Below are 12646 nucleotides of genomic sequence, written 5' to 3' on the forward strand. Positions count from 1 at the left end.
ACAATAAAGCTATATAGGATCAAAAGGCCGACAACACATCGTGAAAGGGCGTATTCTCATGAAAATCATCAAGAACTCCATTGAAAATCACCAAAAGAAAAAAGAGCAAAAAAAACTGATTTTAAGAAAAAAGAACTTTGAATTACGTGAAAGAGGAAAAGATCCTCATAAAGGGTGGCACCCCATGGTCGATACCGGATCCGGCGGTGCGAATGGTGCACTCGTTAAAATCAATAGAGGCACCATCGATATTACCGGAAACAATGACGAAACATTCAACTATTTTTTAGAAGAACAAAGACGAGTTGCTGATCATTCAAAAAGGCAGAATTAACTCTTGTTTAGAATGACTGGCAAGAGCACTTTTCAACTGCTTCTACGATAAATACTATTCAATCCAGACGGTCTCAATCAGTAAATATAATAGTCATCGCTTCCTGCCTGATAGATCTCGATCACTAATTTATGAGGTAAACAAATACTGGTTTGTCCATTTTGAGAGATCCAGCCAGTTTTAACAGCAATCTGATCTGGACTATTGTCTTCTTTCACGCGAATTTTCCCGTTATTTATTTCGATAATATTATATTGTTTTCCAGACGGAGCATACGTTTTTGTCAATGATTCAATTTGTTCGAGATTGAATCGGTCAACCTCTTGCCCGTTGATTCGAACGATCGCGTAACGATCACCTGTATTCTCCGCAGCTTGTGCAGAGAAAAAGAATGGCAGAAAAGATCCTACAATCAATGCAGCAAAGAGGAGGTAATCAAAGGGTTTTAATAAACGAATAAAAGAATCTAGCAGCCTCATTCGTATCACCTCTTTCTTTTTTTACTATTTTTTCTTTAAAACAGCTAGTCGTCTAATTATGTCCTTTGCTGATTTCAATAATTGAATAAAAAGGCATTGGCAAAAATCACCTGATTTTGCCAATGCCTTTTTATTGAATACAATTAAAATCATAAATGATTGGTTGTGCTCATCATGCGTTTCAATGGATGCTTCATGTTTTTGCATCATTGTCAGCTGTGGCTACTTAAATCGTTTCTTTTTTAATGGTTTCAATCATTTGATCGATTGCTTGTTTGATTTCATCTTCTGTATCGGGTAATTTGCTTGGTACCCCATCATGCTTACCACTGTCGACTTCTCCGGAAAAACTTACTTCATCCCCTGAAACATTGATTTGGTCTTGATACCCTTTTACAGCGATATAGGCTTTGGCAAGCACCTCAGTTTCTTTCACATCTTCAATTTTTTTCATTGTACTTCCCCTCCTGAATCTTATTGTAGCAACTTCTATTTAAAAACCAAATTGATTTGCTTTGTTTTTCCCAGTTTTAATATCTCCAAAAGAAAAACGAAAGTAGGAAGGGCTATTTTTCGGATGGAAAACAACACCGTTTTTTTGTTAAAGTATTTGCATATCTTCTATTGAAAAGAAGCTTTTTTCAATTGATCTTTCTATTCGACAGTTGGTTCTGATAATCTACGGTCTTCAAAATAAGCCGATAAATCAATCAATTCATCCTCTGTAAACTGATTCGTTTCTACTTCACCTAAAATCCTTTCTTGCAGTGTTCGATCCATTTCCCAGAAATGGTCGATCTTTTTGAAATGGTCAGCCGAAAATCTGGCAAATACTGGATAGAGAATTAAGAAATCAGTGTATGTCAGGTCCATGGACTCTGTATAATCCTTTACGTAACCTGAATCTAATGCTTCTTTGGTTGGTTCACCCTTTGGCCCAATCAATCCTTTGTGATATAAAAGCTGAAAAATTTCTGCTTTAGTGACTGTCGGATCAACTTTCTTTTGGTAGCAATAAGCCTCTTCAACCAATGATGGATATTGGATCATCATTATTCTCTACTTCCTTTCAGTCATTTGCTTTCGTTATGATCAGTTTCTTCAAAAGATATTCCTTTAATGACACATGGTGACTTCGTGTATAATTCCCACTGGTACTGTCAAAATGGATGGCTGGCTTCTTCAATTGTTGATTTCTCCGCCGCCGGTTTTTCTTTGCCTTTGAAGTTTTTCTAGCTGGTACTGCCATTTTTTAATCCTTTCTTGGAAAAATAGTTTCGTTAGCTAATTTTTTTCTTGTTCCGCTTGTATTCATGGATAATTTTTAGCGCACGCTTGCGAGTCTTGATATTTGGACTTTTCAAGCGGCGATAAGCACTTGCCAGATCTGTTTTTTCCAATCATTTTTCCTCCTTTATCGTCCTACTTCTCTCTTTAAGATTCATCTGTATTCTTTACTCACTTCTTTATTTCACGAAAAATTGCTTTTCGCCGTAGTTTTGGTGAATATTTTTTTAATTCCAATCGATAGGGTGTGTTGCGCTGATTTTTGCTAGTCAGATAGAGTCGTTCTCCGGTTTCTACACATTCCAATATAATATTATTTCGCATCCTCAAACTCCTTCCAAAAATCTCTTCAAAAACAAAACGTAACGATTACGTTTTAAACCTTATCATAGAAAAGTAGAAGATTCAAGAAGTTTTTTATATTTTTGTTATTTTATAAATGAAAGATGTTTCATATGAGTCGTTGATCGTTTCTGAAAAAAATTCTACTTAATAAAATACCAGAAATAAAAATAGCTGTTTCTCTCTTTAAAAACTTTGTTTTAACAAAAAAATAAGATACCCGCAAGCTGGTATTTTAGAACAACTTCTTAAAAATTGTTCTAGTAATTATCCAATACTTTACTGGTATCTTGTTTTTTATTATTCGTGTGTCTTCATCCAATCCGTGATGGCCGATAAGCGTTCAAGACGTAGATTGGGCAATCCGCTGCGAGAAAGGCCATGACTAGAATGCGGAAAGAGGATCAATTTCGTGTCAATGTCATTCCGTTTTAATGCCGTATAAAATTGTTGCCCCTGTTCTTGCGGACAACGCAGATCATTTTCGCCATGTAAAACAAGCGTTGGTGTGCTGACATGATCTGCATACGCTAATGGTGACATTTCCCAGAGTGTCTTAGACTCATCTAGGTCATGCAGCAACTGATATTTTACGAAAAATGGTCCAATGTCGCTGGTTCCATAGAAACTGATCCAATTGGAGATAGACCGCTGTGTGACGGCAGAGCAGAAACGATCCGTGTGCCCTACGATCCAATTGGTCATAAAGCCCCCATAACTACCGCCAACGACATGAATTTTTTGGGGATCGATCTCTGGATGATGATTAAGCACGTCATCCACACCTAAGAGCAAGTCTTGGTAATCTTTATTGCCATAATCTCCTAGGATCGAGCGAACAAACTCCTGACCATAGCCTTGCCCACCGCGAGGATTCAGCAAAATCACTCCGTAACCATTGGCTGCATGAACTTGCATTTCGTGAAAGAAAGTCTCCCCGTAGCAAACTTGCGGTCCACCGTGAATATATAAAATCGCAGGGTGCTCTTGACTGGTCTCGATCGGTGGTAGATACCATCCTTGGATTTGCCAACCATCTGCTCCCTCATACCAAAAACGCTGCGGTTCACTGATCGACAGGTCATTCATCAGAGCTTCATTCGGATCAGCTACTAGTTCTAGCTCGCCACTAGTTAAGTCAAGCACCGCTAGTCGACTTGGGATCGTTGGTGTCGAATAAGTGATTGCTAAGTGGGTTTCATCAATCTTTGTTGCATCAGTGATATCCATTAATTGGTCAAATAGTAATGTCCATTGTCCTTTCGTATCGACACGGTACAATTGCAATTTTCCATGAGTAGTCACTGGTACAATAAACTGTTGTTTGTTGATCCAGGTTACTGAAACACCACGATTTTTTTGTTGAAAATCACCGATGATCGTATTGCCGATGGCAAGGTCTTGTTCATTTGAGAGGTTGACTACTTCCTTTGTTTCAAGGTCCATGAGATAAAGATCTTCCTGGGTAACAAATCCATAGGTTAGGTCATTCCCCAAAAGCAGCAATTGGTTGCCAGATAAAGCAGCAAAAGAATAAGTCCCTTCAGGCAGATCAGATTCAAATGAGTGATGCTGATTCGTTGTCAGATCATACGCATACAGCATACTTCCATAATGCCATTCTCGTTCGGGTTTCGTCTCTGCGGTATAGAGTAGACCTTGCTCTTTTTCCATGATTGCTTCAAGATGGATTTCCAGATCTGTTTCAAAAATAGTTGCTGATTCTTTCGTCGTTAATAAGACTTTCTTTACTCGCGTGATTTTCTCAGATAAAAAGCCCGCACCATCTGCTTGATAGCCTAATTTGGTCGTCATTTTTATTTTAGGAAAATCGTTTTCAGCAGCTTTTTCTTTTGACGTATCGTATTTTTTCTCAGAGTCATCCACTCGTTCTTTTGATTTATCTGCTGAGACTTGATAATAGACCGCTGTAGCATCGTCTGTCCAAAAATAATTGCTGATTCCCTGCTCTGCTACTAAGACAGAAGCTCGTCCACCGTTTAACGGCATAATCATTAGTTGATTTTTTTCTGTTTCTTTCTCTGTCGACAGAAAGCTCAGCCATTTTTCATCGGGAGAAACTTTTAGCTCGGTACTATTTTTTAATTGGTTGCCCCATACCTGAGATTCTTTTGTCACTCGATCAACACTGAATATCTCCGATTCATAGCAATTCTTTTCCTCATTGACTGTATTCTCAAGATAGAATATGCGCTCACCAGCAACTACTGGCTGTGCCACACTTTTCAACTCAAACAACGACTCTTTTTTTATTTTCATTTACCCGCCTCCAAAATTAGGATAATTCCATTATAGCAAAATCCGCTGACATGATGTCAGCGGATTCACTCTTTATTCTTAATAGGTATATCCACGAACGATGCCGGATTCTTCAAAACCGGCAGAGAAACCCGTTTGTCGGAAAATCGTCTGGCCATTTTCTATCAACGTCAGCAAAATCTCCGTACTGGCACTTTCCCGAATAATTCGATTCATCACACCATCCGTTGGTGCCATCAAGGAATGGCCCTCTTTTTCTGCAACTTCAATCGTTAGTTCAAGCCCTTTTTGCCTAACAATAATCACTAATCGACCTTGTTTGCGAGTCACAGAATCTAAGCGGGCACCATAATACGTTGCCAAGCGATATTCTTTATCCCCTATTTGTAAGACTGAAATAATCCCTAAAAAAGCCGTTCCTAAAAAAGGAATGTCTGCTGCTGAGAAAAAGAATCGGACATCAGGCGCTTCAAATTGATTGCATTGCGCCCAAAGATAGGCAGCGGGAAACGATGTTCCCCAGTCTTTTTCGAGATACCCGATTCCTTCAGAGAAATCAAGTGACTGCTCATTCCATAGCAAAGTTCCCGAGAGGCTATGAGCCATACTTAAAATACCATGGTAGCATTCCATAAATGAAAGGTAGGAAAATGGCCCCATAATACTTGGGGCATAGCGACTCCGAGATATTGGATGAAAGGCACCGTAGGTCAATGTGCCTTTAACTGATAATTCCGCACTCTCTAATGATAACGAAATTCCCTGTTCGCTAAAGTGATTCTCCCCGATCTTAATTAATAACTGATCTTCAGCAGCTGAAAATTCCGCTTCACTAAAAGGAAAATAATGAGAGCCTTCATGGCTGATCACTTGAATAAATGGCTGTTTTCTTCCATCCGATTCAATCGATAGCCCCGGAATAAATGCATACACCTCATCCCCAATTTGATGTTTGAAATACCATCCTTCAAAAAATGCAGCTTTCTTCGTATTGCCATGAAAAAAAAGATCTGTTGTAATCGCCATACATTCCCTCCATTCAGCTATAACTAGTGTAGCATGAATGGCATAAAAGATGGCTTATGACGTTTTCACCAATCCAGGATTGTAAGATCTACGATTTTTCTGTTCGTATTCTCGATCACGGCTTACTTATCTTTTGCAGAACGTCTGGTCCAAAGGATATAAACAGCAAAAGCTGCCACAAGCAATGCAATCAACAGCCCTTTAAACCGATTATCATTTGTCAAATTCTCTTTGGAGGCCCATCGTTGAAGGATTCCAAGTATAACGAAAATCGTTAGCATAAAGGCGACGGGATAAAAGTCTTTTTCCTTGCGCAAGAAAATCAAGGCGCAGGCAGCGACTAATAGCACCAACATTAGCACCATATCCATTGGATAAGATAACGTCACCACAAAAAGGTTAGGGGTATATAGATTCAGTAAAACCAAACCACCAATCCAGACCATCGCTATCACCCACAAAACCAGAAATTTCTTTAACTTACTCTGAAAAAAACCTTGCTTTAAATAAATCGTTTTTTGCACCCCAAAGAAAAAGAGGATGACCAAAACGACTGAAAAAACAGCAGTTGTCACATAAGAATAAAGATTTAACTGCAAGACACTATCAGAAGAAAAGTCATTAAACAGTTTGACCAGCCATGAGACGCCGACCATAATATAAATCAAATTCAACTGATCGATCAAACGGCTTTTGGGTGTGTTACGCAACAGCTCATCTGCCATTTCTTTAGGATTTTTCCCAAAATATTCTTTTGCTGTTTCACCATGATTTTGGGCTTCAAGTAAATCATTGGCTATCTCATAGACTTGAGCAACCACAGCATATTCATCTTGAAACAGGCTAGAAAAAAGTAAATACTCTCTCAAATCTTCAAAATATTTCTGATTGCTTGCTGACAGTTGTTTTGAAATCTCATTTGTTTTGTCTCGGTAATAAGCTAGTTGTTTTTTCTTATTCATGCTCTCACTCCTCAATAATTCGTTCTACTTTACTCACTAGGTTTTCCCACTGTTGTTTAAAGCTGTTTAGGTACTCTTCTCCAGCTTCGGTCAATGAAAAATATTTCCTGTCTGGTCCATCTGGTGATTTTTTCAGTTCAGCTTTGATCAAACGTTGTTTCTCCAGTTTCTGAAGTAAGGGGTAAATCGTACCGCCAACGATCGTTTCAAAACCATATCCTCTCAATTCTTGTACAAGTTCGTAGCCATAAATTTCTTTTTTTGAAATAATTTGCAAGACGCAACCATCTAACACACCTTTTAACAACTGCGTTTCTTTCACGACTTTCACCTCCATGAATCATCTTCTACTAGTATGTTTTACCTATTAGTTGATTTGAGTATATCAAAAAGCATCTAGTATGTAAAGCATACTAGTTAAAAAAATAAAAACACAGTACGTGTAAACATACTGTGTTTTCGGTTATCTTTTGATTCCTCGCCCATAGGAATCATTATAAGGTTGAAATGAGCGATCGTGGAGTTGGGTAGCGGCATCTGCCAACCAGTGAATATTTCTAATCAACGCTCGTCCTTGTAAAATTAAATCCGCTTGCTTGGTTTGCAGAATGTGTTCACATAAATTAGGGTTATCCAGCATCCCAACGGTAGCCACTGGGATCTTAACAGCTGCTTTCATAGCTGTTGCAAAAGGTGTTTGATACCCTTCATAAACCGGGATCGTTGGCTTTCTATCTAACAAACCGCCCGTAGAGATATCTAAACAATCAATCCCATCTGCTTCAAGCCACTGTCCAATTTGTTGCCATTCTGTGATTGAATTTTGTTTATCCTCTGTTTCATAATCGGTTAACGACAACCGCATCCAAAGTGACCCATCAAAGACAGCTCGAACCGCTTGAACAATTTCTTTGACGAAACGATAGCGGCTTGCTAATGATCCGCCATATTCATCTGTCCGCTGATTCACGATTGGTGAGAGAAATTGATCAATCAAATATCCGTGAGCTCCGTGCAATTCAATCATGTCTACGCCAGCAGCTTGCGCACGTTTGGCTGCTGCCACAAAGGATTCTTGGACACGATTGATTTCAGTAAGCGTCATTTCGTGAGGAACAGCATAGCTTTCGTTAAAGCGAACGGCGCTAGGTGCTATTGGGTAACCTGCATCCGCTGCTTTGCGCCCAGCATGGTTCAACTGAAGCCCCACTTTGCTACCGAAACCATGAAGCAATGCAACGAGTTTTGATAACTCAACTTGTTGCGCTTCATTCCATAAACCAAGATCATTCTTGGTGATTCGTCCATCTGCTTCCACAGCAGTTGACTCAATGATCAGCAAGCCAACTTTACTTAATGCACGAGCACCATAGTGAACAAAGTGAAATGGCGTGGCAATCCCATCCTCTTTTTTCACTTCATACATGCACATTGGTGAAAGGACAACACGATTCTCTAACGATAACCCCGCCAGTTCAACTGGCGATAATAGTAATGACATACTGACATTCCTCCGCTACTCATTAAATTGCATTTTCTGCTTGTTATCAGTATAGTTGTTACACATAGAAATACAAGCAGAAAGAGTTTGTTTTTTTGAACATGAATCAAAGAACAGTAGGCGAATAGACCAAAAGTCAATTTACTTTGCTGAAAACTACAGTCTCCCGTTAGCTAAGTATGGAGTTAGCCTTTATTATTTTTAAAAACAAAAAAGAATTGCTGATTAATAATTCTATCAGCAATTCTTTTCCCTATAGTTATTATACAGGAAAAAACGAGTAAAAAACAGACTAGTATTTTTGCCGCCACCTCGTATAATGAAACATACTCTGGGAAATGGATGTGAAAACAGATGGAAAAGCAACGCATATTAGAGAAACGTCATTTATCTTTTGTTTATCAAAAATTGGTCACTCGAAAAAAAGCCCTACGCTCTTTTCTGGATAAAGGCTACGCAAGCCATTTGCAAGACCTCCAAACAATTGGCACGGATATTCGACTCAATTTTGATAACTTGTCAGACAGTCTGGAAACTTATGCTGCCATTGAGAGCAAAAATCGTGAAATTGACCAAATGAATCTGAGTTTGCAAACAGCCGAAAAAGAACTGGCAGCCGTAGAACGTTTGCTCCAGTCACCCTATTTCGGGAAAATAGTCGTTGACTTTCTTGATGGTGAATCCGCTGAATCCTTTTATATTGGCATCAGCGGCTTTGCAGATGAAGATAGTCATAACTTAGTCTATGATTGGCGCTCTCCAATCGCTGAGCTTTTTTATAACAATACGTTAGGGGATTCTTCTTACCAAGTCAATGAACATGAAATTGCTGTATCTATTAAAAATAGACGGCAATTAATTGTCGCTCATGATAAACTGATCCGCTTTTTCGATACTTCTGTCGCGATCCAAGATGATGTCTTATTGACCGCACTAGAAAAGAACGACGGCAAAAAAATGCGCGACATCACAGCATCCATCCAAAGAGAGCAGAATGCAGTCATTCGTGACCAATCAAGTCAAACCTTATTGGTCAATGGAGTAGCCGGTAGTGGAAAAACCTCAGTTATTATGCAACGGGTCGCTTATTTATTGTATCAATACCGTAGTCAGATCACATCTGACAATGTACTGATCCTTTCACCCAATCAAGATTTTATCCACTATATCTCAGATGTCTTGCCTTCATTAGGTGAAAAGAATCCTTTAAATCAGACGATTCGTCAATTTTGCTCGTATTTGCTGCAAGAAGCAAATACAGTTCCTTTAGAAAATGAGGAAGCCTATTTTTCCCGTTTACAAGAACCTACTTCTTTTCAAACAGAAACGCTCCGCAGCAATGAGTTTGTGGCCTTTCTGCAAGAATCAGCCAGCAAGACAGCCCTGATCGAACCTTCGTTTCACTCAATCCTTCGAAAGGTTAAAGTCGTTATAGCCAAAGAAAAGATTCAGTCAATCTATCAATCTACACCACAACTCCCTATGATCGAGCGATTGCAAGCAACCAAGAAACGATTAATAAGTGAGTGGGAGTCACAATTGATCAGAAATGCCAAAAAGAACCACTTGCAAGATCAAGTATTAGCACTTTCTGAACAGCAGCAGCAACGATACTTTGGTCATTTGATCGAAGACGACTCTCCCTCCAGTATTCAAAAGTATACTGAACAATTATTGCGAACGAGGTATCAAGTCGTTGATGAACAATTGAAACAGAATAGCTGGATCGATGAGGATCAATTTTTAGAACACTATTATACGGCGTTCACCCAACAGCCTTATCTGAAACATTCTACTATCACGTTAGATGAAGCAGTAATTCGTTTATTCAACCGACACCTATTTATCGAGAAACTTCCTGTACCCTCGCTGGATTTTTTGCTGATCGATGAAATCCAAGATTATACACCCGCTCAGTGTACGCTGTTATTGACACTATTTCCTCGAGCAGCCTTCACCATGGTTGGGGATGAAAATCAAGCAATTTTTAATTCTGCGATTGATTTTAGAGAGATTCAAGAAATCTTTGAGGCTAACAATCGATCAGTCACACGCTATGACTTACGAACTAGCTACCGTTCCAGTGGTGAAATTACTAAATTGTTTGCAAAGCTTGCCAACCATACAACTATGTCGATCATGCCTGTTCGCCCGGCCGGAGAGCCTCCTCGATTTATTCGTTTTGAAAACGAGTTGGAATGGCTGGCAACTATCACACCTTTCATAAAAAAGGGAAGGCAATATACGATACTGACAAAGAGCCATAAGGAGGCTGCTTTTTTGGAAGAATATCTCAAAGGACAGACAAATCAACTCCCCTTTCCTGTTTATTCGATTGACATCGCTAAAGGAAGAGAATTTGATCATGTCATTCTTTATGACGTTTCAAACGAACAATTCTATACAACACAAGACAAGCGAATATTGTATACACTGCTGTCCCGTGGCATGGAAAGTATGCTGGTTACTTATAAAAAAGAACTTAGTGCCTTTTTCTAATCCGAAAACCATTGATTCTTGAATAAAGCCCAGAATCAAACTACTGCCAGATCCAGCACTTAACAACTAAGTTTTTTTAGAAAAAAATACCTTTTTGTCTATTTGAGCAAATGCATCTGTCCAGGCTTAGGATAAATGAAGTTTCACTTTATTTACCCTAAGCCTTTTTGACTTGTCCCTTCAACCTCCGACTCTTCTTCGTTGATCCGCATCCCTTTGTGATAATCTTACTTGTCTTCTTTTATGATCTTAAAAACGTAGATGCAAAAATTTCCCATGGGATGAGAACTAGACGGAATAATTTCGTCACAACATTTGTCCAATAATTGAAATTGCAGCGATCGTCAACCCTGGAAGCTCGTGTCAATTGCTCCAATTCAATTGTTTTATTCAAGCGCGGAAGGATTTTTTACATAAATTTTAACAACAGTAGAGCATTGAATGTCCAACTGTCAGTTGGAATAGTTGGAGCAGCGTCCGCTATTTGCAGATACAAAAAAACCACTAATGACGAATCATTAGTGGTTAAATCTATTGATTAACGATGAATGTAAGTATAACCAGATGCATTCATTGTTGCTGTGTTTGGTCCTGTAGGTGAAGGGAAGCCCATTCCACCTTGAGAGATCGTAATGGTGTTGCTTGCAGGATCATAAGATTCTACATAGGCTACGTGTCCATACGTACCATCTGCTGTCCACTCTCCGCCAACGGATTGGCCTGCGGCAAAGACAACAACTGCTCCAGCGGCTGGTGTTCCATTCACTGTGTATCCATCAGCTGCTGCTGAGGCACCCCATTGGGCACCATTTCCCCAGTAAGTACCAACCCATGGTGCGCGATTTTTAACATACCATGTACATTGTCCTACTGCATACATGTTACCTGATGATGAGTGGTCTTTACCACTACCACCGGTATTGACTGTAGAATTATTGCTGTTATTTGTATTTGATGAAGAACTGTTTGATGAATTTGAACTATTACTTGATGAACTTGAGCTGCTTGATGATCCAGCAGTTGCTGTTTCAACAACAGAAGTATCTGAAGAACTTTCTGTCTTCGTTGTACTTGTTTGAACATCTTCTGTAACAGCTGCTTTTTCTTGCGCTTCTTTCAATGCTGCTGCCTGTTTTGCTTCTTCTGCTTTTTTAGCAGCCGCTGCTTCTTGTTGAGCTTTCAAGACACGTGCTTTTTCAGCTTCCGCTTCTTGTTTTTTCTTGTTCAACGCATCTTTGTCTTTTTCAGCTGTTGCTTGTTCAGCAGCTAAATTAGCTTTCAACACATTCAGGTCTGCTTGTTTTGTAGCCAATGCATCTTTTTGATTTTGCAGCTCAGCTTGAGTTGCTGCTACTTCTTGAATTTTGCTTTCATTTTCTTTTACTTTTTGTTCAACATCTTCTTTGTCGCGTTTTTGCTGCTCAACTAGATCATTGTTGGCATTTACGATTGTTGTCATGGCTTGTACTCGACCAATAACATCCGTCAAAGAATCCGCTTCTAGAACTGCATCGATAAAGTTTGTGCTTTGACCATTTACTTGCACATCGCGTGCTTGTTTTTTGATGGCTTCTTCACGTTTTGCGATACGTAATTTTAAAGTGGCAATTTTATCTTGTAATTTTTCTGCTTCTTTACCTAGTGCAACTTGTTTAGCTTCTAAGTCACTGACTTTTGCACTCACTGAATCAATTTCTGCTTCTAGAGAATCGATTTGTGATTGAGCATCTGCTTGTTGTCCTTTTAGGGAATCGATTTTTTGATTTTGTTGTTCGATTTGATCATCAATGGAATCTGCTGATACTAATCCTGGTCCTGCAACTGCTGTTAATGTTAGAGAACACACCATTAATGCTGATAACAAACTTTTCTTCACTCGTTTTTCCTCCGACTAGCGCTTTTTGTGTAAATTAGTTGTCTTAATAAAAAATTTACT

14 protein-coding genes are annotated in these 12646 nt (G+C 39.1%); 2 read left to right on the forward strand and 12 right to left on the reverse strand.

From position 1 onward, the window contains the following. The first annotated feature begins 58 nt into the window (after window positions 1-58). Window positions 59-334, forward strand: coding sequence for a hypothetical protein (locus FE005_RS00705; RefSeq protein WP_086269038.1), 276 nt, complete (start codon window positions 59-61; stop codon window positions 332-334). Between the two features lie 77 nt (window positions 335-411). On the opposite strand, the gene FE005_RS00710 is transcribed toward FE005_RS00705, so the two are convergent. From FE005_RS00710 to FE005_RS00760, 11 genes are all read right to left on the reverse strand, one after another. After that, window positions 412-813 (reverse strand): NusG domain II-containing protein, encoded by a 402-nt coding sequence (locus FE005_RS00710; protein ID WP_081132103.1) that lies wholly within the window; start codon window positions 811-813, stop codon window positions 412-414. Between the two features lie 226 nt (window positions 814-1039). After that, window positions 1040-1267 carry a hypothetical protein gene (locus FE005_RS00715; protein ID WP_003125702.1) on the reverse strand — a complete coding sequence of 76 codons (228 nt, stop codon included), beginning with the start codon at window positions 1265-1267 and terminating at the stop codon, window positions 1040-1042. Window positions 1268-1467: 200 nt separating this feature from the next. Further along, window positions 1468-1866 (reverse strand): hypothetical protein, encoded by a 399-nt coding sequence (locus FE005_RS00720; protein WP_081132106.1) that lies wholly within the window; start codon window positions 1864-1866, stop codon window positions 1468-1470. 16 nt (window positions 1867-1882) lie between these two features. Beyond that, entirely contained in the window at window positions 1883-2062 is a 180-nt protein-coding gene (rpmF, locus tag FE005_RS00725) for a 50S ribosomal protein L32 (protein ID WP_086269035.1), read from the reverse strand. 31 nt (window positions 2063-2093) lie between these two features. Beyond that, window positions 2094-2213, reverse strand: a complete 120-nt coding sequence (locus tag FE005_RS00730; RefSeq protein ID WP_021150266.1) for a putative metal homeostasis protein — start codon at window positions 2211-2213, stop codon at window positions 2094-2096. 58 nt (window positions 2214-2271) lie between these two features. Continuing rightward, the gene (gene rpmG / locus FE005_RS00735) at window positions 2272-2424 is read right to left on the reverse strand and encodes a 50S ribosomal protein L33 (RefSeq protein ID WP_081132107.1); all 153 of its coding nucleotides are present in this window, start codon (window positions 2422-2424) and stop codon (window positions 2272-2274) included. A gap of 318 nt (window positions 2425-2742) precedes the next feature. Further along, complete coding sequence (locus FE005_RS00740; RefSeq protein WP_103300270.1) at window positions 2743-4722, reverse strand: S9 family peptidase; 1980 nt, start codon at window positions 4720-4722, stop codon at window positions 2743-2745. Between the two features lie 78 nt (window positions 4723-4800). Further along, the gene (locus FE005_RS00745) at window positions 4801-5748 is read right to left on the reverse strand and encodes a tocopherol cyclase family protein (RefSeq protein ID WP_113849369.1); all 948 of its coding nucleotides are present in this window, start codon (window positions 5746-5748) and stop codon (window positions 4801-4803) included. A gap of 122 nt (window positions 5749-5870) precedes the next feature. After that, complete coding sequence (locus FE005_RS00750) at window positions 5871-6710, reverse strand: DUF1129 family protein (RefSeq protein ID WP_113849368.1); 840 nt, start codon at window positions 6708-6710, stop codon at window positions 5871-5873. Window positions 6711-6714: 4 nt separating this feature from the next. Further along, complete coding sequence (locus FE005_RS00755; RefSeq protein WP_113850285.1) at window positions 6715-7032, reverse strand: PadR family transcriptional regulator; 318 nt, start codon at window positions 7030-7032, stop codon at window positions 6715-6717. 141 nt (window positions 7033-7173) lie between these two features. Beyond that, entirely contained in the window at window positions 7174-8211 is a 1038-nt protein-coding gene (locus tag FE005_RS00760) for an NADH:flavin oxidoreductase/NADH oxidase (protein WP_138371127.1), read from the reverse strand. Between the two features lie 354 nt (window positions 8212-8565). Here FE005_RS00760 and FE005_RS00765 point away from each other — a divergent pair, with 354 nt between their 5' ends. After that, window positions 8566-10710 carry a UvrD-helicase domain-containing protein gene (locus FE005_RS00765; protein ID WP_138371128.1) on the forward strand — a complete coding sequence of 715 codons (2145 nt, stop codon included), beginning with the start codon at window positions 8566-8568 and terminating at the stop codon, window positions 10708-10710. 538 nt (window positions 10711-11248) lie between these two features. Here the strand turns inward: FE005_RS00765 and FE005_RS00770 are convergent. Then, entirely contained in the window at window positions 11249-12586 is a 1338-nt protein-coding gene (locus tag FE005_RS00770) for a CHAP domain-containing protein (protein ID WP_081132112.1), read from the reverse strand. Window positions 12587-12646 lie beyond the last annotated feature (60 nt).

It is taken from the genome of Enterococcus sp. M190262 (assembly GCF_005843965.1).
Classification (GTDB): Bacteria; Bacillota; Bacilli; order Lactobacillales; family Enterococcaceae; genus Enterococcus_D; species Enterococcus_D gallinarum.